Raw genomic sequence first — 21,542 nt, 5'->3', positions numbered from 1 at the left:
GAAATCTGTCTCATCAAAACCATGTCCGGTGCGGATCATGCCTGCTCCTCTGGGGATGAATCGGGTCGTGCCGACCGGCACGCACGTTGTTGCTGTAAATAGAGCCCAGCCAGGGAGAGATCTTCCGGCCGGGTCACCTTGATGTTGTCGGCCCGCCCTTCCACCATGCGCACGGGGAAACCGGCGCGCTCCATGGCGGAGGCTTCATCGGTGATGGCGGCGCCGAGCGCCAGCCCCTCCTCCAGCGCCCGCTTGAGGGGGCGGACCAAAAACATCTGGGGCGTCAGGGCATGCCAGAGCTGCTCGCGATCCACGGTGGCGAGGATATTGCCGACCGCATCGGTGCGCTTCATGGTATCGCGCACCCGGCTGCCGAGGATGGCACCGCCAGAGGCCATGGCGGCAGCAATGAGCGCATCGAGATCCTCGTGGGTCAGACAGGGCCGGGCGGCGTCATGCACCAGTGCCCACTCCCCTTCTGCCATGTGCAACGCATTGAGCACGGAGAAGGCGCGCTCGCTTCCCCCTTCCACTCGCAGCACCCGCGGGTCAGTGGCCACGGTCAAGGTCTCAAACCAGCTGTCGTGGGGCGCCAGCGCCACGATCACACGGGCGATGGCGGGATGGGAGAGCAAACGCTCCAGGGTATGCTCCAGAATGCATTTCCCTGCCAGGGACAGGTACTGCTTGGGGCAACTGGCCCCCATGCGACTACCAATACCGGCAGCCGGGACGATGGCGGTCAGGCCGCTCAGGCTATCAGTCATCGTAGGGGGCACCATCAGGCTCCGTCACCTGATCCTTTTCTTTGGGAATGATTCGGTAGAAGGTCTCGCCCTGCTTGATGTAGCCAAGATCGTTGCGCGACAACTCCTCGATGGCCTCAAGGCCAGAGGTAAGATCGTCGATTTCCCGGTAAATCAGGCTGTTGCGGTCCTTGAGTACCAGGTTGTCCTGTTGCTGCCGCTCGATGGCGGTGGAGAGTTCCCGATAGTCGGAGAGGCCGTTTTTCCCCAGCCAGAGGTCATATTGCAGCCCTCCCAACAGGAGGAGCAGGATAAGAGTGAGTAGCCGCATGCACTGAGTCTCCTTCAAGCGGCCTAGTTTCCCATATTCGCAGGCAAGACAAAAGAAAGCCTGTGTGCCGGATGGGTTGGTCGGAATAAAAAATGCAGGTCGCACACGCCCATAAGCGCAGAACGAAAAAGCCCCGCCAGATGGCGGGGCTTTGTGAAGCATGAACTCAGGCGAAAATTAAGCCTGGTTCTTCACTTCTTTCAGACCACGGAACGGAGCCTTGGCACCCAGGGCTTCTTCGATACGGATCAGCTGGTTGTACTTGGCAACACGGTCAGAACGGCTCATGGAACCGGTCTTGATCTGGCCAGCAGCGGTACCCACAGCCAGGTCGGCGATGGTCGCGTCTTCGGTCTCACCGGAGCGGTGGGAGATGACGGCAGTGTAGCCAGCGTCTTTGGCCATCTTGATGGCAGCCAGCGTTTCGGTCAGGGAACCGATCTGGTTGAACTTGATCAGGATGGAGTTGGCGATGCCATTGTCGATACCGCGCTTCAGGATCTTGGTGTTGGTTACGAACAGGTCGTCACCCACGATCTGGATTTTCTTGCCCAGTTCGGCGGTCTGGTAGGCGAAACCTTCCCAGTCGGATTCGTCCAGGCCATCTTCGATGGAGACGATCGGGAACTTGGTGGTCAGGTCAGCCAGGAAGTCGGAGAAACCGTTGGAGGTGAAGACACGACCTTCGCCCTTCAGGTTGTACTCTTTCTTCTCTGCGTCGTAGAACTCGGACGCAGCGCAGTCCATGGCCAGGGTGATGTCGGTGCCCAGTTTGTAACCGGCAGCGGCAACGGCTTCAGCGATCACTTCCAGCGCTTCGGCATTGGATTTCAGGTTCGGAGCGAAACCACCTTCGTCACCGACGGCAGTGTTGTAGCCCTTGGACTTCAGCACTTTGGCCAGGTTGTGGAACACTTCTGCGCCCATGCGAACGGCTTCTTTCAGGGTCTTGGCGCCAACAGGCTGGATCATGAACTCCTGAATGTCGACGTTGTTGTCGGCGTGCTCACCACCGTTGATGATGTTCATCATGGGCAGCGGCATGGAGTAGACACCCGGGGTGCCATTCAGCTCGGCGATGTGGGCGTACAGCGGCATGCCTTTGGCAGCAGCGGCAGCTTTGGCGTTGGCCAGGGAAACAGCCAGGATGGCGTTGGCGCCGAACTTGGATTTGTTCTCGGTACCGTCGAGGTCGATCATGATCTGGTCGACAGTGGCCTGGTCCTTGGCATCTTTACCCAGCAGAGCCTGAGCGATCGGGCCGTTGACGGCTTCGATGGCTTTCAGCACGCCTTTACCCAGGAAACGGCTCTTGTCGCCGTCACGCAGTTCCAGCGCTTCGCGGGAACCGGTGGACGCGCCAGACGGAGCGGCTGCCATACCAACAAAACCACCTTCCAGGTGAACTTCGGCCTCAACGGTCGGGTTACCACGGGAGTCGATGATTTCACGACCGATCACTTTAACGATCTTGGACATGTGTATTTCCTCAGGTTTCGTAAAAAAACAACAAAAATATGCCAAAAAAAGCGGCTGTGGCACAGAGCCCCAACCGCATTTATTTTCAATTACTTCAAATTACGCTTCTGATACTCGCCCGCCGCCTTCACAAAACCGGCGAACAGGGCGTGGCCATCACGGGGAGTCGAGGTGAACTCCGGGTGGAACTGCGCGGCCACGAACCAGGGGTGATCCGGGATCTCGATGATTTCCACCAGCTTCTTGTCGGCGGAGAGACCGGTCACCTTCAGACCTGCCGCTTCAATCTGCGGCAGCAGCTTGTTGTTCACTTCATAACGGTGACGGTGGCGCTCGTAAATGGTCGGGCTGCCGTACATCTGACGCACCTTGGAGTCTTCCACCAGGTGGCAGAGCTGGGAGCCCAGACGCATGGTACCGCCCAGATCGGACTTCTCGGTCCGGGTCTCGACGTTGCCTTCGTCATCCACCCACTCGGTGATGAGACCGACCACAGGGTACGGGCTGTCTTTCTTGAACTCGGAGGAGTGAGCCCCTTCCATGCCCGCCACGTTGCGGGCGTATTCGATCAAGGCAACCTGCATGCCCAGGCAGATACCGAGGTACGGGATCTTATTCTCGCGGGCATATTTGGCGGCCAGAATCTTGCCTTCCACACCGCGTTCGCCGAAGCCACCCGGTACCAAGATCGCATCCAGACCTTCCAGCAGCTCGGCGCCACGGGTCTCGATGTCCTGGGAGTCGATGTACTTGATGTTGACGGAGAGACGGGTCTTCAGGCCACCGTGCTTGAGCGCTTCGTTGACGGACTTGTAGGCATCCGGCAGGGAGACATACTTGCCCACCATGCCGATGGTGACTTCGGCAGTCGGGTTGGCCTCTTCATAGATGACCTGTTCCCACTCGGCCAGGTCGGCTTCTTTGCACTCGATGCCGAAGCGCTCGGTGATGTAGCCGTCCAGACCCTGGGATTTCAGCAGCGCCGGGATCTTGTAGATGGAGTCGACATCCTTCATGGAGATGACGGCGCGCTCGGGCACGTTGCAGAACAGGGCGATCTTGGCACGCTCGTTGGCCGGAATGGCGCGGTCGGAGCGGCAGATCAGCACATCAGGCTGGATACCGATGGAGAGCAGCTCCTTCACGGAGTGCTGGGTCGGCTTGGTCTTCACCTCGCCGGCGGCGGCCAGGTAAGGAACCAGGGTCAGGTGCATGAACATGGCATTGTTGCGACCCACGATGGCCGCCAGCTGACGAATGGCTTCAAGGAACGGCAGGGACTCGATGTCGCCCACGGTACCGCCCACTTCGACGATGGCAACCTGATGGCCTTCGGCACCAGCAATCACCCGCTCCTTGATGGCGTTAGTGATGTGCGGGATCACCTGGATGGTGGCGCCCAGATAGTCACCACGACGCTCCTTGCGCAGCACATCCGCATAAATGCGGCCGGTGGTGAAGTTGTTGCGGCGGGTCATCTTGGTGCGGATGAAACGCTCGTAGTGGCCCAAATCCAGATCGGTTTCGGCCCCGTCCTCGGTTACGAACACTTCACCATGCTGGGTCGGGCTCATGGTGCCCGGATCCACATTGATGTACGGGTCCAGTTTCATGATGGTCACATCCAGACCACGGGCTTCCAGAATGGCTGCCAGAGAAGCTGCGGCAATGCCTTTGCCGAGGGATGAAACAACGCCACCAGTCACAAAAATATATTTGGTCGTCATGCTGAACCTGAAAGAAGTTTAGGGAATTTTAAGGGGTGCTTCGGGGATGAAGCAGGACGGGGAAACAGTATACCAAAACCCCCACTCCCAAACAATGAACAAAAATCTATCAGGCTCCCCGCCGCCCCGTCTTGCGCCAAATCAACTTTGCTCGGTTTCCTTGGCCTTGTTCCAGGCCTCGTCCAGCTTCTCCAGGGAGCAATCCGTCATTTTCAGACCTTCTGCGGCAATAAAGTGTTCAACTTGACGAAAACGACGCTCAAACTTGGTGTTGGCAGCCCGCAGCACCTGCTCGGGATCCTTGCCCAGATGGCGCACCAGGTTGACGGTGGCAAACAGGAGATCGCCGAGCTCGTCGCTCACCCGAGTCTCGTCCACGTCTACCATCAGCGCCTCTTCCATCACCTCCTCGATCTCCTCGTGGATCTTGTCCACCACGGGCCCCAGGGTCTTCCAGTCAAAACCGACGGTGGCGCAGCGCTTCTGGATCTTGGCTGCTCGGGTCAGGGCAGGCAGGGAGAGGGGGATATCGTCCAGCACGCTCTCCTTGTCGAGCGCCGCACGCTCTTTCGCCTTTTCCGCCTCCCAGTTCGCTTTGACCGCCTTCTCGTCACCGAGATCGGCATCGGAGAAAACATGGGGGTGGCGGCGAATGAGCTTCTCGCTCACGGTATCGACGATGTCGGCAAAGTCGAACAACCCCTGCTCCTTGCCGAGCTGGGCATAGAACACGACCTGGAACAGCAGATCACCGAGCTCCCCCTTCAGCCCTTGCCAATCTTCGCTCTCGATGGCATCCGCCACCTCGTAGGCCTCCTCCAGGGTGTGCGGCACTATGGTCTGGAAGCTCTGCTTGAGATCCCAGGGGCAGCCCCCGTTCGGGTCACGCAATCTGGCCATGATGTCGAGCAGTTGGGGAAGGTCGTAGCGTTGGGACATGGGCAACTCACTTTCGATTCGGTAAATGGGGTTCATGAATATCCGCTCACGCCACTGTTCCAGATGATATGGAGCCATGGCGGACGGAGATGGGGCGCATGATATCCGTCTTCAATGCTCTACAAGGAGGGAGAAAATGCAGACCGGCCACTGGGGCCGGTCGGTTGAGCATTACAGCCGCTTGGCGCTGATCACGTCGTTGAGCTGACTGAGCTTGGCCAACGCCCGGTTGAAGGCGTTGATGTTGTAAATCTCCAGCTCCATGTCTATTTCGGCGGTCTGCTCGCGCACGTTGGAGCGCGAACGCACTCCCATCACGTTGATCTTCTCGTTGGCGAGCACGGTGGTGATGTCGCGCAGCAGGCCGGACCTGTCGTTGGAGAGAATGCGGATGGTGAGACCGTAACCGCCGGAGTAGTTCTCCCCCCAGACCGCATCGATCAAGCGCTCCGGGTTGCGACGCGACAGCTCCTTGAGCTGCTCGCAATCCTCCCGGTGGATGGAAACCCCCCGTCCCATGGTGATGAAGCCCTGGATGGCGTCCCCCGGGATGGGCTGGCAGCAGCGGGCGATGTGAGTCATCAGGTTGCCCACCCCTTCCACCACGATGTGATCCTTGGGTTTGGGGCGGAAGGGCACATTGGCCTTCTGCTCCAGCTTCTCCAGCAGACGGCGATCTTCTTCTTCCGCCGTCGGCTTGTTGTAGCGGGTGTCGAGGTAGTTGAGCAGCTGGTTGATGCGGATGTCGCCGCTGCCGATACCGGCCAGCAAATCTTCCAGCTCCTCCGCATGGAAGCGCTCCAGCACCACCTTGTCCACCTTGGAGAGGGTGAGGTTGTGTCTGTCCAGCTCTTTCTCCAGCAGCTCCTTGCCGGCGGCGATGTTCTTGTCCCGGTCCAGCTTTCTGAACCAGGTGGCCACCTTGGCCCGCGCCCGGCTGGAGCGCAGGAAGCCGGCGTTCGGGTTCATCCAGTCGCGGCTCGGGTTCGGCTCCTTCTGGGTGATCACCTCCACCTGGTCGCCGGTCTGCAGCGTATAGGTGAAGGGCACGATACGACCGTCGATCTTGGTGCCGATGCAGCGGTGACCGATCATGCTGTGCACGTGATAGGCGAAGTCGAGCGGCGTCGCCCCTGCCGGCAGGTCGATGACATCGCCCTTGGGAGTGAAGACATAAACCCTGTCCTCGAACACCTGACTGCGCAGATCGTCCAGCAAGGAGCCGCTCTCCGAGAGATCCTCCTGCCAGGCGAGGAGTTTGCGCAGCCATTCGATCTTGTCTTCGAAGGTGCTGGTCTTGGCAGCGGCCTGTGCCCCTTCCTTGTAGCGCCAGTGCGCAGCCACACCGAGCTCCGCATCCTGATGCATCTGCTCGGTACGGATCTGGATCTCCACCGTCTTGCCCTCCTCCCCCACCACCACGGTGTGGATGGACTGGTAGCCATTGGGCTTGGGGTTGGCGACATAGTCGTCAAATTCGCGGGGAATATGGTGGAAATGGGTGTGAACGATACCGAGCGCCGCGTAGCAATCCTGCAGCCGCTTGGTGATCACCCGCACCGCGCGCACATCGAACAGCTCGTTGAATTCGAGGTGCTTCTTCTGCATCTTGCGCCAGATGCTGTAGATGTGTTTCGGTCGGCCATAGACCTCGGCCTCGACGCCGGCCTCGGCCAGGGCATCGCGCAGGGACTGCACGAATTCGCGGATGTAGCGCTCGCGGTCGAGCCGTTTCTCGTCCAGTTGCTTGGCGATCTGCTTGTAGGTGTCCGGGTGCAGGTAGCGGAAGGCGAGATCCTCGAGCTCCCACTTGAGCTGACCGATACCGAGGCGGTTCGCAAGGGGGGCATAGATGTTGGTGATCTCCTGGGCCATCAGCACCCGGGTCTCCTCATCCGCCTTCTTCGCCTCACGCAGGCAGGCGATGCGCTCCGCCAGCTTGATGACCACGGCGCGCACGTCCTCGACCATGGCGAGCAGCATGCGGCGCACGTTGTCCACCTGCTCCGGCGAGGTTTCGCTGCGGTGAAGGGTTTGCAGGGAGCGAATGGCCTCCATCTCCAGCACCCCTTCCACCAGCTTGGCGATCTTGGGGCCGAAGTCCTCGTTCACCTTTTCCTGGCTGATGAGACCGGCTTCGACGAAGGGATAGAGAATGGCGGCCTTGAGGGTGGCGAGATCCATGCTGAGCATCAGCAGGATACCCACCATCTCGACCCCGCGCACCAGCAGGCGGTTGGTGAGCGCTTCGTCACCCAGGGTCAGGCAATACTGGTAGACGGTTCGCAACTGATTCTTGTCACTTTCACTCAGGGTAAGGGAACTGACCCACTCATCCAGAGTGAAATTGTCTTTCAAATGAATATCGCGCACCGCAACCATGGTATCAATCCTTAAAAGTGTGGGGTCGAAAGCCGATGCTCTCCTCATCCCCTCATCAACTGATGACTGCCTCAAATGGGGATGCATGAAAGAGTTTTCAAGGCATGTCACCGCGCAAGGTGACAGGGCTCTTCCCCGCATCCGATCCACTATCGACGACCTAGATTACCCTAATCACTCCCGCTCAAACAGCGCTGCCGCCGCTGGAAAACCAAGATAACCGCATGCTGCCCTGCCCGTTGAAGGCAGCGAGAAACACCTGTTTTACCTCACTCTGGCAGCATCATGCACATCGAAAAATCATCACGACCGCATCTTGATTCATCCAGAATAATGCGGTCGCCTCGACTCAACCCCGTTCGAACAGCGCCATGGACTCCAGATGACCGGTGTGGGGGAACATGTCCAGCATCCCCAGACGGGTCAGCTTGTAGCCCCCCTGCACCAGCACCTGGCTGTCACGGGCCAGGGTGACCGGGTTACAGGAAACATAGACCACCCGTTTGGGGGAAAGTGCCACCACGTGGCTCATCACCTCCAGCGCCCCGGGTCTGGCCGGATCCAGCAGTACCAGATCGAACCCTTCCCGGGCCCAGGACATGCCCACGATGTCACCGCTCAAGTCCGCCTTGTAGAAGCGGGCGTTGTCGATGCCGTTGCGGCGGGCATTCTCCTGTGCACGCGTCACCATGGCGAGCTCCCCTTCCACCCCCACCACTTCGCGGGCCTGACGGGCCAGCGGCAGGGTGAAGTTGCCGATGCCGCAGAAGAGGTCCAGCACCTTGTCATCCTTGCCTGCGTCGAGCCAGCTCAATGCCTGCTCCACCATGCGCTGGTTGACGGGCCCGTTGACCTGGATGAAGTCGCCGGGAGCGAATGCAAGAGACAGGCCATCCAGCGTGTAACTTGGCTGAGACTGTTGACGCAGAGGTTCGATCTGCTCGTCCGCCGCCTGCAGATAGAGGTCTATCCCCTGGGCGGTGGCAAACTCGGTCAAGTGCGCCAGATCTGCCTCGGTGGGGCGACCGGTGTGGCGCAGCAGCATCAGAATGCCCTGCTCCCCCTGAATGAGTTCCGCATGGCCCAGTTCGCGCTGGCTCTTCAACCGGTTGAGGCATTCGCGCAGAGGGGCGATAAGGGCAGAGAGGGGCTCGGCCAGCACAGGGCAGCTGGCAATCTCTACCAGATCGTTCGACTGGCGACGACGAAAGCCCACCCGGGTGCAGCGACCGTTCTTGTCAAACTTGATGGCCAGACGGCAGACCCGGCGGTAGGCGCGGGACTCCCCCGTCAGCGCAGGTGCCAGCGCCGGCGCCTGGATGTTGCCAAGGCGCTCGAACAGGCTGACCAGTCCCGCCTCCTTGGCCGCCAGTTGATCTCCCTCTCCCAGGTGCTGGGCACTGCAACCGCCACACTCGCGATAGTGGTCGCAGAAGGGGGCGACCCGGTTGGCCGCCGGGGTCACCACCTGTTGCAGGGCGGCGTGGGCATAGTGCTTCTTGTCGTCGATGATGCGGGCCTTGATGGCCTCGCCGGGCAGCGCCCCTTCGACGAAGATGGCCTTGCCCTGATGACGGCCGACGCCGACACAGTGGTGATCCAGACTGTCTACCGTAAATTCAATACGTTGGGGCTGGGTGGATTTCTTTTGGGGCTTGAAAAACTGGGCCATAAAACTTGGTGCCTATAGGTGGCTATGTCATGATTGTGGAATCTGCGGCAGACCATTGTCCCACAAGAATAATCGTATGACCAAATACGGCCTGAGGGCCCCAGCCGCGGCATCCGCCCCATCGTCCATTCTGACCAAAAGTGGCCCATTGATATGACCGGATACGGCCTGAGACCCCGTACAGCGACAGTGACTGTATTGCCTGCCCGACCCCGGTGCCTGCATGCGCCCCGGGTCATGGCTTCTCTTGCGAAAGGCGGGTCGGCGGCATGACCAAGTACGGTCTCAGGGCCCGGGTGCTGGCCTTCACCATCTTGCCGACCCTCATCATCGGCGGCCTCATCGCCGGCTATTTCACCTTCCACCGCTATCAGCAGCTGGAAAACAACCTCATCGATCAGGGCATCAACATCATCGAGCCCCTGGCCATCGCCAGCGAATACGGCATGACACAGCACAGCCGCGAATCCCTCAAGCGGCTGATCGGGCTCACCCATCGCAAAAACTCGCCCTTCATCAAGTCCATCGCCGTCTTCACCCAGGAGAACCAGCTGTTCGTGACGTCCAACTACCACAGGGACTTCAGCCAGCTTCGTCTGCCGGACGGCAGCGTCATCCCGGCCCTGACCAGCGTCTCCTTCAACGGCGATGACATCATACTGCGCACCCCCATCCAGGCAGAGACCAGCCTGGACGGCTTCCCGCTGCCAAGCGATCTGGAGCCGCCGGTCATCGGCTACATCTCCATGCAGCTCGCCACGGACAGGGCTATCGTCCTTCAGTACCGCGACGCCTTCTTCGCGGTCATCATCGTGCTCATCGGGCTGGCCATCAGCGCCCTGTTCGGCTTCCGTCTGGTCAAGAGCGTGACCCAGCCCATCACCGACATGGTGCAGGCGGTGCACCGGATCAGGGAGGGGCGGCTCGATACCCGGGTCAGCGGCCAGCTCACCGGCGAGCTGGACATGCTCAAGAACGGCATCAACGCCATGGCCAAGGCGCTCTCCGAATATCACGAGGAGATGCAGCAGAACATCGATCAGGCGACGTCGGATCTGCGGGAGACCCTCGAGCAGATCGAGATCCAGAACGTCGAGCTCGACATGGCGAAGAAGCGCGCCCAGGAGGCCGCCAGGGTCAAGTCCGAGTTCCTCGCCAACATGTCCCACGAGCTGCGCACCCCTCTCAACGGGGTCATCGGCTTCACCCGCCAGCTGCTCAAGACCAGCCTGACCCCGAGCCAGACCGACTACATGCAGACCATCGAGAAGTCGGCGCGCAACCTCCTTGGGATCATCAACGACATCCTCGACTTCTCCAAGCTGGAAGCGGGCAAACTGCAGCTCGAGCACATCCCCTTCAGCCTGCGGGACACCCTCAACGAGACCATGCACCTGCTGGGGCCGAGCGCCCACGACAAGCAGCTCGAACTCTCCCTCCAGGTGGATGCCGCCGTGCCGGACTACCTCACCGGCGACCCCATGCGCCTGCAGCAGGTGCTCACCAACCTCACCGGCAACGCCATCAAGTTCACCGAGCGCGGCAACGTGGACGTGCGTGTCGAGCAGACCGGGGAATCCAGCGGCAACAAGGTGCGCCTGCGGGTGCTGATTCGCGATACCGGCATCGGCATCTCGGAAGAGCAGCAGCGCCAGTTGTTCCAGGCCTTCAACCAGGCAGACTCCTCCATCTCCCGCCGCTATGGGGGCACCGGGCTCGGGCTCGTCATCACCCAGAAGCTGGTGCAGCAGATGGGGGGCCAGATCCGCTTCGAATCCGAACTCGGCAAGGGGTCGGTCTTCTCGTTCCACCTGGATCTGGATGTCTCGCCCCTGCCCCAGAGCGAGCGGCTTCCGCTGGATCGCATCCAGGGCAAGCGGGTCTGGCTGCTGGAGCCGGATCCCTTTACTCACGCCTCCCTGCTCGCCCTGCTGGGAGAGTGGCACCTGGATGTGCACTCCCTGACGGTGGACGAGGAGTGGCCCCCGATGAGCAGCCAGGACATGGTGCTCATCGGCAGCAGCACCCTGCACAGCCCGCAGCAGGTGATTGCCCGTCTCGACGGACTGGACGGCCAGCAGAACACCATAGTGCTGCTCAGCAGCCACGAGCCGGCCCTCTACGACGCCATGCTGGCCCACGGCGCCGTCCACTGCCTCTCCAAGCCCATCAACCATCGCAAATTGCTGCACGCTCTGCTCTCCCCCGAGGCGGTACGCCGTGCCCCCCTGCCCGCGCCGACGCCGCGCAGCGTGCAGGCGGTCAAGGTGCTGGCGGTGGATGACAACGCCGCCAACCTCAAGCTCATCGCCGCCATGCTCAAGGAGATGGTGACCGAGGTGGTGGTGTGCAAGAACGGCAAGGAGGCGGTCAACCTGGCCCAGAGCCAGCCGTTCGACATCATCTTCATGGATATCCAGATGCCCGTCATGGACGGCATCAGCGCCACCCAGGCGATCCGCCACCACTCCCTCAACACCGAGACCCCCATCGTCGCGGTCACCGCCCATGCCATTCCCGGTGAGCGGGAGCGCCTCATTCGCCAGGGCATGGACGACTACCTGGCCAAACCCATCGACGAGGGGATGCTGGCGCAGCTCATCACCGACTTCGCCCACAGGCGGCACCAGAATCACGGGGATCAGCAGATAGACTGGCCCCTTGCCGTGCGTCAGGCCGCCGGCAAGCCAGCCCTCGCCCGGGAGATGCTGACCATGCTGCTGGCCAGCTTCGACGAGGTGGAGCCCATCCTGGCGGCGGCGCTGGAAGGGAGTGCCGACGATGCAGACGTGCTGGCCCAGCTCCACCGCCTCAACGGTGGCTGCGCCTACTCCGGGGTGCCGGGTCTGCAACGCCTGCTCTCCCAGCTCGAGCAGCAGCTGCGCGACGGGGTCGCCGTGAGCGATCTGGAGCCCGAGTTACTGGAGCTGCAGGATGCCCTGGAGCAGGTGAGGCAAGAGGCCCCCCGCTACCTGGCCCTGACCGACTGAGGCGCTTTTTCTGACTGGACAGGCGGCAGGTGGTAACATCTGCGCCGTTTCCACAGGAGTCAACATGACCAACAACGATATTCTGCGCCGCCTGCGCTATGCCCTCAGCATCAGCAACGACCAGATGGTCGAGATCTTTGCCAAGGGCAATCTGGCCATCACCCATGCCCAGTTGCACGGCTGGCTGATGAAAGAGGCCGAAGAGGGCGAGGCACAGGAAGCGGGCTTCGCCGCCTGCCCGGACTCGGCACTGAGCCAGTTCCTCGACGGCTTCATCGCCCTGCGCCGCGGTGTGCGGGAAGATGCCCCGCCCCAAGTGATCCCGAACCGGATCAACAACAACCTGATCCTGCGCAAGCTGCGCATCGGCCTCAACTACAAGGAAGAGGAGATGCTGGGCACCCTCAAGCTCGCGAACTTCAACCTCTCCAAGTCCGAGCTGAGCGCCCTGTTCCGCGCCAGGGATCACAAGCACTATCAGGATTGCGGGGATCAGATCCTGCGCAACTTCCTGATTGGCCTCACCGCCAAATACAGGCCCGGGCCCTGATGACCGCCTCCGGCCAGGTGCGAGGCTAGACCATGGGCTGGCGCCGCCTGCTGGCTCCACGCCCGTCGGCGAGCGGCGGCGCGTGCCGGTTCGCGGCGCGCTGGTTCTGGTCACTGCCCCTCATCCTGCTGCTCGGCGCCTGCCAGCCTGCGCCCTATCGTCTCAATCAGGAGCATCAGAGCGCCAGCCAGAACGAGCGCATCGCCTTTCTCATCCTGCACTACACGGATGAAGAGGATGCCCGCTCCCTGCGCCTGCTGACCGAGCCGGAGCACAAGGTGAGCGCCCACTACCTGATCCCCCGCGACACCGACGAGCAACCGTTCCCGGTCTACCAGCTGGTGCCCGACAGCCAGCGGGCCTGGCACGCCGGACGCAGTCGCTGGCATCACTACGCCGGGCTCAACGCCAGTTCGCTCGGCATCGAGATAGTGAATCTCGGGTATGACGAGAAAGACGCGGCCCTGCCCGCCCATCTGAGACACTGGCAACCCTATCCCTCTGCCCAGATCGCCGCCCTCGGCGCACTCGCCCGGGATCTGGTCGAACGCTACCAGATCCCCCCCACCCAGGTGCTGGCCCACAGCGACGTCGCCCCCGAGCGCAAGCAGGATCCCGGCCCCCGGTTCCCCTGGCGCGAGCTCGCCCTGCGCTACGGTGTCGGCGCCTGGCCCGACGAGGCCCGGGTGGCCGAGCTGCGCCAGACGCAGCTCATCCCCTGGGATGCGCTGCAATGGCAGCAGCAGCTTGCCCGTTACGGCTACGGCCTCCCCCAGCACGGCGCCTGGGATGAGCAGAGCCGCGCCGTCCTGCGCGCCTTCCAGCTTCACTTTCGCCCCGCCCTGGTCACCGGCGAGCCGGATGCCGAGTGCCAGGCCATCCTCACCGCCCTGCTGGAGCGCTACTTCCCGGAGCCAGGCTGAGACGCCCCTTCCCTTTCGCCCTCTGCACACGGATGCCCGGCCCCATGCCAGATGAGCTCGGGGTTCACCCCGCCTTCCACTCCTGAAAACCACAAGGGACGCCGAAGCGTCCCTTGTGGTTGCGATACCTGCGAAGCGGCATCAGATCCCCTGACGGGCTTCCTGCATCAGCGCACGCATGTCGCTGACCGCCTTGGCCAGACCGTCGAAGGCGGCGCGGCCGATGATGGCGTGACCGATGTTGAGCTCATAGAGCTCGGGGATGGCGGCGATAGCCTTGACGTTGTGATAGTGCAGACCGTGGCCCGCATTGACCTTCAAGCCCTTGCCTGCGGCGTAGGAAGCACCGGCGGCGATGCGCTTGAACTCGGCGTTGCGCTCGGCATCCGTGGTGGCATCGGCGTAGCGGCCGGTGTGGATCTCGATGAAGGGAGCACCGCTCGCGGCGGCCGCATCGATTTGCAACGGATCCGCATCGATGAAGAGGGATACCTGAGCACCGACGGCCGCAAGACGGGTCACCGCATCGGTCACCTTGTCCATCTGGCCCGCCACGTCCAGACCACCCTCGGTGGTCACCTCGGTGCGCTTCTCCGGCACCAGGCAGACGAAGTGGGGCTTGATGCGGCAGGCGATGGCGATCATCTCCTCGGTCACCGCCATCTCCAGGTTCATCCTGGTCTGGATGGTCTGGCGCAGGATCTCCACGTCCCGGTCGGTGATGTGGCGGCGATCTTCCCGCAGGTGGACCGTGATGCCATCGGCACCGGCCTGCTCGGCCACGAAGGCGGCCTGTACCGGATCCGGATACTGGGTGCCGCGGGCGTTGCGCAGGGTGGCGATATGGTCGATGTTCACACCCAGGTAGATCTCGCTCATTGCTTACTCCTTGATACAGGTCATCTGTGAATGCCGGAGCGGGTGGTGCCCGCTCCTCTGTCCATGTGCCGTCGCAGCCCGGTTCTGGTCGCGGCGACAGCATTATTGTTCATGAAAGGCGATGTTATAAACACAAAACATCACCAGATAATAAAAATCAGCTTGAAACACTGCCTTTTCGCTTCAAAAAGAGCTCCCTGCTCTTCAGTTGACGCTTGCCGAGATAGGGCTGCAGCGCCAGCCGGCTGAAACGCTTGGCCGCCTGCAGCAAAGGAGGCGTGTCGAAACGCCCTTCGGCGAAGGCCAGCAGGTGGGCACCGAGGAACAGGGTACGGGGATCCGGCGCCCGCTCGCAAGCGACAAAGCCGAGCTCCCGCTCGAAGCCGTAGAGCAGGGTAGGGTCGATGGGGGAGTCGTCGTCCGCGGCATATTCGAAGTCCACCGCGTAGCCCAGGGCCTGCAGCAGCAGGAACTCGAAGCGGCGCAGGGGCAGCTCCGGGGTCTCGCCGTCCGCCAGGGCCATGATGGCACGGGCATAGGCGTCGAACACCTCGGGGAAGGGGGTGTGCGCTTCCAGCAGGTAGTAGACCAGCTCGTTGAGATAGAGGCCGTAGAAGAGACGATCCCCGCCGAGGCGCAACGAGTGATCCGGGCACTCCACCTGGGTGAGGTTCTTGAGATCCCCCTTGCCGCGCCAGGCAATGGTGAGCAGGGTGAAGGGCTGAAGCAGCCCCTTCAGAGAGGAGCGTGGCCCGCGGGAACCGCGAGCCACCAGGGTGAATCGACCGCTATCCTGGGTGAAGACCTCGACCAGCTGGCTGGTCTCCCGATAGGGCCGACTGTGGATGACGAAAGCCGGGGTCAGCAATCAGTCGTCGCCATACCCGAGGCTGCGCAGGGCCCGCTCGTCGTCGGCCCAGCCGGACTTGACCTTGACCCACAGCTCGAGATGCACCTTGTTCTGGAACAGCCGTTCCATGTCGATGCGCGCCTCTGTGCCGATGGTCTTGATCTTCTCGCCCTTGTTGCCGATGACCATTTTCTTCTGGCCTTCGCGCTCCACCAGGATGAGGCCGTGGATGTGGTAAAGACCGTTTTCCTCGACCTTGAAGCGCTCGATCTCCACCGTCACCGAATAGGGCAGCTCCTCGCCGGTGAAGCGCATCAGCTTCTCGCGGATGATCTCGGAGGCCATGAAGCGGGAAGAGCGGTCGGTCACGTAATCTTCCGGGAAGAAGTGGACGTTCTCCGGCAGCAGATCCTTGGCCCACTCGCGGATCTTCTCCACGTTGGTGCCCTTCTCGGCACTGATGGGCAGGATGTGGGCAAAGTTCATCTGCTGACCCAGCCACTCGAGGTGCGGCAGCAGATCCTCTTTCTCCTTGACGTTGTCGATCTTGTTGACCGCCAGCACCACGGGGCACTTGAGGTGGCGCAGCTTGCCCAGCACCATCTCGTCATCCTTGGTCCAGTGAGTGCCGTCCACCACGAACACCACCATGGCCACGTCCCCCAGGGAACTGGTGGCGGCGCGGTTCATCAGGCGGTTGATGGCCCGCTTCTCCTCGATGTGCAGACCCGGGGTATCCACATAGATGGTCTGATGGTTCTCCTCGGTGTCGATCCCCAGGATCCGGTGACGGGTAGTCTGGGGCTTCTTCGAGGTGATGCTGACCTTCTGGCCGAGCAACTTGTTGAGCAGGGTGGACTTGCCCACGTTGGGGCGGCCCACGATGGCGACAAAGCCGCAATAGGTGGTATCTGTCATGACCGCGTTCCCAATGCTGATGGAGTGAAAAGAGCGCACAGTGCCGGATCCGTCATGATGCTCATGACAGCCGTTCCAGTGCTTGCTGCGCCGCGGCCTGTTCGGCCTTGCGGCGGCTGGAGCCGATCCCGACCAGGGGGCCATCCAGCCCATCCACTTCGCACTGGACGGTGAACTCCTGGTTGTGGGCCTCGCCCTTGACGTTGGTCACCGTGTAGGTCGGCAGGGATTTGCGGCTGCCCTGCAGGATCTCTTGCAGACGGGTCTTGGGATCCTTCTGTTCGATCCCGGGCTTGATCTCGCCAAGGCGGCTGGCATACCAGCCGAGCAGGAGGCTGCGCACCCGCTCCAGATCCGTGTCCAGATAGATGGCGCCGATCACCGCCTCGACCGTGTCGGCCAGGATGGACTCGCGGCGGAAACCACCGCTTTTCAGCTCCCCCGGCCCCAGGATCAGGTGATCCCCGAGGTCGAACTCCCGGCCCAGCTCGGCCAGCGTCTTCTCGCGCACCAGGGTGGCGCGCATCCGGCTGAGATCCCCTTCCGCCGCCTGCGGGAAGCGGTGGAAGAGGTCATCGGCAATCACCAGACTCAGGATGGAGTCCCCCAGAAATTCCAGGCGCTCGTTGTGACGGGACCCTGCGCTGCGATGGGTCAGTGCCCGGGTCAGCAGCTCAGGATCCTGAAAGACATGCCCGAGACGGGACTGCAGTCTGTTCATCTTGATATTCATTTACTTGATTCCGCCAATGCGGTTGAAGCGCACACCGGTCGGCACCCAGCTCGGCAAGCTGGACCCTTCCTCGCGCTCGAATTCGAAACTGATCCAGATGGCGACCGCCTTGCCCACCAGGTTCTGCTCGGGCACGAAGCCCCAGAAACGACTGTCGGTGCTGTTGTCGCGGTTGTCACCCATCACGAAATAGTGGCCTTCCGGCACCACCCACTCGTCGGGGTAGGTGCCGGGCTGGCGATAGTAGCGGTCCACCAGGTCCGGCATCAGCGGGTTGCGCAAGGTCTCGTGGGAGACATCGCCCAGCTGTTCGGTGTAGCGATCCAGCGGGATCCCCATCTGGCTGAACTCGCCGCGCTGCTCGAACTTGACATCCAGCTTCTGGAAGCCGGGGCACGTTTTCCCTTCCTGCTCATCGCACTTGGGCCGGATCATCAGCTCCTTGTTGCGATAGATGACCCGATCGCCGGGCATGCCGACCACCCGTTTGATGTAGTCCACCCGGGTATCCAGCGGATACTTGAAGACCACCACATCACCGCGCTTCGGCTCGCCGGTCTCGAGGAACTTGGTGTTGGTCACCGGGTCCTTGAGGCCGTAGGCAAACTTCTCCACCAGGATGAAGTCGCCCACCAGCAGGGTCGGCATCATGGAACCGGACGGGATCTGGAACGGCTCGAAGATGAAGGAGCGCAGGATCAGCACCAGCGCGATCACCGGGAAAACCCCGCCGGTCTGTTCGATCCAGACCGGCATGGGGGCCACCTTGGCCAGTGTCTTCTCGTCCACATCCGGACCGGCATTGGCACGGGCGGCGGCAATCTTGGCCGCCCGCTGCTTGGCCCAGACCAGCTTGTCGAGCGTCCAGATGATGCCGGTCAGCAGGGTGACGACGACGAGGATCAGGGAAAAGGTGCTTGCCATCGATTAATCCTTTCCGACGTGGAGAATGGCGAGGAAGGCCTCTTGCGGCACGTCCACACGGCCCAGGGACTTCATCCGCTTCTTGCCTTCTTTCTGCTTGTTCAGCAGCTTCTTCTTCCGGCTCACGTCACCACCGTAGCACTTGGCGGTGACGTCTTTACGCAATGCCTTGACGGTGCTGCGGGCGATGATCTGGTTGCCGATGGCGGCCTGGATGGCGATGTCGAACATCTGGCGCGGGATCAGCTCGCGCATCTTCTCCACCACCTGGCGACCGCGATACTGGGCGTTCTCCTTGTGGGTGATGATGGCCAGGGCGTCGACCCGCTCGCCATTGATCATGATGTCCAGACGGACCATGTCGGAGGTTTCGAAGCGCTTGAAGCCGTAGTCCAGGGAGGCGTAGCCGCGACTGGTGGACTTCAGACGGTCGAAGAAGTCGAGCACCACTTCCGCCATCGGGATCTCGTAGGTCAGCGCCACCTGCTTGCCGTGGTAGACCATGTTGGTCTGTACGCCGCGCTTCTCGATGCAGAGGGTGATGACGTTGCCCATGTACTCCTGCGGCAGCAGGATGTGACACTCGGCGATGGGCTCGCGCATCTCCTTGATGTTGTTGATGGCGGGCATCTGGGCCGGGCTGTCGATGTGGATGGTGGAGCCATCGTTCAGCTCGATCTCGTAGACCACGGTCGGCGCAGTGGTGATGAGATCCAGATCGTATTCACGCTCCAGACGCTCCTGGATGATCTCCATGTGCAGCATCCCGAGGAAGCCGCAGCGGAAGCCGAAGCCCAGCGCCGTGGAGCTCTCCGGTTCGTAGAACAGGGAGGCATCGTTGAGGGAGAGCTTCTCCAGCGCATCACGGAAAGACTCGTAGTCATCGCTGGAGATGGGGAACAGGCCCGCATAGACCTGGGGCTTCACCTTCTTGAAGCCGGCCAGCGCCTTCTCGGCACCGTGCTTGGCCAGGGTCAGGGTATCCCCCACCGGCGCACCGTGGATGTCCTTGATGCCGCAGACGACCCAACCTACCTCGCCACAACCCAGGCCGTCGGTGTCCACCTGCTTCGGCGTGAAGATACCGATGCGATCCACACCCCATACCTGACCGGTGCTCATCACCTTGATCTTGTCGTTCTTTTTCAGGGAACCGTTCTTGATCCGCACGAGCGACACGACCCCGAGGTAGGAGTCGAACCAGGAGTCGATGATCAGCGCCTGCAGCGGCGCCTCCGGATCCCCTTCCGGGGACGGGATCTTGGCGACGATCTCTTCCAGCACCAGATCGACACCGAGGCCGGTCTTGGCGGAGCAGCGCACCGCGTCCACCGCATCGATGCCGACGATGTCCTCGATCTCCTCGGCAACCCGCTCGGGCTCTGCGGCCGGCAGGTCGATCTTGTTCAGCACCGGCACCACTTCCAGCTCCATTTCCATGGCGGTGTAGCAGTTGGCCAGAGTCTGTGCCTCAACCCCCTGACCGGCATCCACCACCAGCAGTGCCCCTTCACAGGCAGCCAGGGAGCGAGAAACCTCGTAGGAGAAATCCACGTGGCCCGGGGTGTCGATAAAGTTCAGCTGATAGGTGTTACCGTCTTGTGCCTGGTAGTTCAGGGTCACACTCTGTGCCTTGATGGTAATGCCGCGCTCTCGCTCCAGATCCATGGAGTCCAGCACCTGGGCCTGCATCTCGCGATCGGACAGGCCGCCGCAAGTCTGGATCAGACGGTCCGACAGGGTCGACTTACCGTGGTCGATGTGCGCAATAATCGAAAAGTTACGAATGTGTTTCATCGAGCAAGAATCACTCAAAATTAAGTTAGGGTCGGATATGAGGGCAGGATTTTACTGGATAACCCGGTCGACGGCCAATCTTTAGTCGGCGGGCCCCACAAATAGCGCCTTGTCTGGCGGGCGTTGGGCACCTGGATGCCCTCCGCCAGATCCGGCTCCTCAAGAGAGATGACGGGTATTGAGCACCACCCCGAGCATGCGGGGACCGTATTCCCCCTGCTCGAGCCGGTCAGAAAAGTAACGAACCAGTAAAAATCCGATGGCGCCGCCCAGCAGACAGCAGAGGATGGTCACCCCCTCTCCCGCCGACAAGAGCGGCACCAGCCAGAGCTGGCCGAGCAGGGCACCCAGCAGCAGACAGAAGAGCGGCAGCACGTACACCAGAGCCGCACCGCGCAGGATGCTGGCCTGAGGGATGCCCAGGCGGATCTGCTGGCCCACCGCCACGTCACCGGTGAGGGCGACCCGCAGCCGCTGCGCCTTCATGGGAAAGGCCTTGGCGACGGTGCCGGTCCCGCAGCTGGATTGTTGGTGGCAACCGCTGCAGGCGGATCGCCGCTCGCACTCCACCCAGGCGTGATTGCCGTCGATGGCCACTACTGTGGCCAGCTCTTCACTCATGTTACTCACCTGATGACTCCTCACAGGGGGCGGTGGATGCACCGGATCTCAACACGGCGGCACCCTCAGGGCAAGTCTCACGGCAAAGACTCACTGCACCGCCTCGTTGCGGGCCAGGGGCTGCACTGCCTCGGCGATGCGCTTGGCGGTTTCGGCGGGCACCTCGCCCACCACGGTGATCTCCACCCCGACCTCGTTGACGAAGCTCACCAGCGAGGTAGCCCCCTGGCGAATCAACTGCTGGCGCACCGCCTGCTTGGGATCGACCCGTGAGACGTAGACGGAGAGATCCACCAGCCCGTCGGAGAGCATCATGTAATCCACCGGCAGACTGGTGCTGACCAGCTGATGCCGATCCTGAGAGAGCACCTTGAAGCCATCGGGCAACCAGGTCAGGTGCCAGTTGAGGGTCTGCTGGGGAGCGGGATAGGCATCTTCCAGCGCCAGCGCATCCGGCAGCTTGCTGCGTGCCAGGGTGACCAGCCAGGGGGCCGGCGCAGATTGCCTGTCCAGATCCACCCCCAGCACCTGCTCCACCAGATTGCCTTCTCGATCCACCATGTCCACCCGCAGCAGCAGATGGCTCTGTTCGTCAATCCAGAGCACGAAGCCGTACTTGTCCGCCTCCTTGGGCACCAGCCGTACCACTTGTGCCACCAGGCCGGCCACCCGGCTGCGGCCCGCCAGCACGGGGTCATAACTCTCCATCACCCGGGGCAGCGGCATCCTCACCAGGCTCGACCAGACCCCGGGGAAACGCGCCCCCTTGAGGGTGTAGGGTTCATGGGTGTTTTCGAAGAAGGTGTATTCGTTCTGGCGTTGCAGGAACTCCACGGCCTTGCCGTCGAGATAGCTCAAGTGAGCCACCTCCTTGCCATCGATGATCCCGTGGCTGAAACGGATAGGCTCGAGGCGCCCCTGGCGGGCCTTGACCATGGACAATTCGAAGTTTTGTTGCGAAACGGCACTCTGCATCTGCTGCAACAAGGCCTCGGCCGACAGATCGTCGGCCGAGGCCTTGGCACAAATCAACAGGAGAGAGGCCAGCAGGATACGGCTGGACTGGCGCACGATCTGATCC

Annotated in this window: 18 protein-coding genes; 3 read left to right on the top strand and 15 right to left on the bottom strand. The window is 61.8% G+C overall.

Going from position 1 to position 21,542, the window contains the following annotated elements; translation table 11 throughout:
* Positions 1-35: 35 nt before the first annotated feature.
* The 7 genes from ispD to rlmD all read right to left on the bottom strand — a co-directional run bounded on the left by ispD (position 36) and on the right by rlmD (position 9,276).
* Positions 36-767 (bottom strand): 2-C-methyl-D-erythritol 4-phosphate cytidylyltransferase, encoded by a 732-nt coding sequence (gene ispD / locus ACVDHI_RS17365; protein ID WP_323906755.1) that lies wholly within the window; start codon positions 765-767, stop codon positions 36-38.
* Positions 760-1,077, bottom strand: a complete 318-nt coding sequence (ftsB, locus tag ACVDHI_RS17360) for a cell division protein FtsB (protein ID WP_010675628.1) — start codon at positions 1,075-1,077, stop codon at positions 760-762. The genes ispD and ftsB overlap by 8 nt, the downstream gene beginning before the upstream one ends.
* 177 nt (positions 1,078-1,254) lie before the next feature.
* The gene (eno, locus tag ACVDHI_RS17355; RefSeq protein ID WP_005335583.1) at positions 1,255-2,556 is read right to left on the bottom strand and encodes a phosphopyruvate hydratase; all 1,302 of its coding nucleotides are present in this window, start codon (positions 2,554-2,556) and stop codon (positions 1,255-1,257) included.
* An 89-nt stretch (positions 2,557-2,645) separates the two neighbouring features.
* Positions 2,646-4,283, bottom strand: a complete 1,638-nt coding sequence (gene pyrG / locus ACVDHI_RS17350; RefSeq protein ID WP_039041042.1) for a glutamine hydrolyzing CTP synthase — start codon at positions 4,281-4,283, stop codon at positions 2,646-2,648.
* A gap of 141 nt (positions 4,284-4,424) precedes the next feature.
* Positions 4,425-5,222 (bottom strand): nucleoside triphosphate pyrophosphohydrolase, encoded by a 798-nt coding sequence (gene mazG / locus ACVDHI_RS17345; RefSeq protein ID WP_043154806.1) that lies wholly within the window; start codon positions 5,220-5,222, stop codon positions 4,425-4,427.
* Positions 5,223-5,393: 171 nt separating this feature from the next.
* Entirely contained in the window at positions 5,394-7,604 is a 2,211-nt protein-coding gene (gene relA, locus ACVDHI_RS17340; RefSeq protein ID WP_010675631.1) for a GTP diphosphokinase, read from the bottom strand.
* 349 nt (positions 7,605-7,953) lie between these two features.
* Positions 7,954-9,276, bottom strand: a complete 1,323-nt coding sequence (gene rlmD, locus ACVDHI_RS17335) for a 23S rRNA (uracil(1939)-C(5))-methyltransferase RlmD (protein WP_447212330.1) — start codon at positions 9,274-9,276, stop codon at positions 7,954-7,956.
* 269 nt (positions 9,277-9,545) lie between these two features.
* Here rlmD and barA point away from each other — a divergent pair, with 269 nt between their 5' ends.
* The 3 genes from barA (at position 9,546) to ACVDHI_RS17320 (ending at position 13,739) form a co-directional block, all read left to right on the top strand.
* Positions 9,546-12,266 carry a two-component sensor histidine kinase BarA gene (gene barA / locus ACVDHI_RS17330; protein ID WP_041213903.1) on the top strand — a complete coding sequence of 907 codons (2,721 nt, stop codon included), beginning with the start codon at positions 9,546-9,548 and terminating at the stop codon, positions 12,264-12,266.
* A 64-nt stretch (positions 12,267-12,330) separates the two neighbouring features.
* Positions 12,331-12,816, top strand: coding sequence for a YehS family protein (locus tag ACVDHI_RS17325; RefSeq protein WP_010675634.1), 486 nt, complete (start codon positions 12,331-12,333; stop codon positions 12,814-12,816).
* Between the two features lie 32 nt (positions 12,817-12,848).
* Entirely contained in the window at positions 12,849-13,739 is an 891-nt protein-coding gene (locus ACVDHI_RS17320; RefSeq protein WP_182935248.1) for an N-acetylmuramoyl-L-alanine amidase, read from the top strand.
* 141 nt (positions 13,740-13,880) lie between these two features.
* On the opposite strand, the gene pdxJ is transcribed toward ACVDHI_RS17320, so the two are convergent.
* The 8 genes from pdxJ to ACVDHI_RS17280 form a co-directional block, all read right to left on the bottom strand.
* On the bottom strand, positions 13,881-14,618 hold the full coding sequence (pdxJ, locus tag ACVDHI_RS17315; RefSeq protein WP_368179987.1) for a pyridoxine 5'-phosphate synthase: 738 nt from the start codon (positions 14,616-14,618) through the stop codon (positions 13,881-13,883).
* 157 nt (positions 14,619-14,775) lie between these two features.
* Positions 14,776-15,486, bottom strand: coding sequence for a DNA repair protein RecO (recO, locus tag ACVDHI_RS17310; protein ID WP_039040537.1), 711 nt, complete (start codon positions 15,484-15,486; stop codon positions 14,776-14,778).
* Positions 15,487-16,386 (bottom strand): GTPase Era, encoded by a 900-nt coding sequence (gene era / locus ACVDHI_RS17305; protein ID WP_010675638.1) that lies wholly within the window; start codon positions 16,384-16,386, stop codon positions 15,487-15,489.
* Positions 16,387-16,447: 61 nt separating this feature from the next.
* Positions 16,448-17,119 (bottom strand): ribonuclease III, encoded by a 672-nt coding sequence (gene rnc / locus ACVDHI_RS17300; protein WP_010675639.1) that lies wholly within the window; start codon positions 17,117-17,119, stop codon positions 16,448-16,450.
* Positions 17,120-18,043, bottom strand: a complete 924-nt coding sequence (lepB, locus tag ACVDHI_RS17295) for a signal peptidase I (protein ID WP_010675640.1) — start codon at positions 18,041-18,043, stop codon at positions 17,120-17,122.
* 3 nt (positions 18,044-18,046) lie between these two features.
* Positions 18,047-19,840 (bottom strand): translation elongation factor 4, encoded by a 1,794-nt coding sequence (lepA, locus tag ACVDHI_RS17290; RefSeq protein WP_042016225.1) that lies wholly within the window; start codon positions 19,838-19,840, stop codon positions 18,047-18,049.
* Positions 19,841-19,999: 159 nt separating this feature from the next.
* Positions 20,000-20,461 (bottom strand): SoxR reducing system RseC family protein, encoded by a 462-nt coding sequence (locus ACVDHI_RS17285; RefSeq protein ID WP_039040538.1) that lies wholly within the window; start codon positions 20,459-20,461, stop codon positions 20,000-20,002.
* A gap of 90 nt (positions 20,462-20,551) precedes the next feature.
* Complete coding sequence (locus tag ACVDHI_RS17280; RefSeq protein WP_010675643.1) at positions 20,552-21,532, bottom strand: MucB/RseB C-terminal domain-containing protein; 981 nt, start codon at positions 21,530-21,532, stop codon at positions 20,552-20,554.
* Positions 21,533-21,542: the final 10 nt, after the last annotated feature.

The sequence above is a fragment of the Aeromonas sp. 25-248 genome (assembly GCF_053005425.1).
This window is presented reverse-complemented; position numbering and strand designations above follow the sequence as displayed.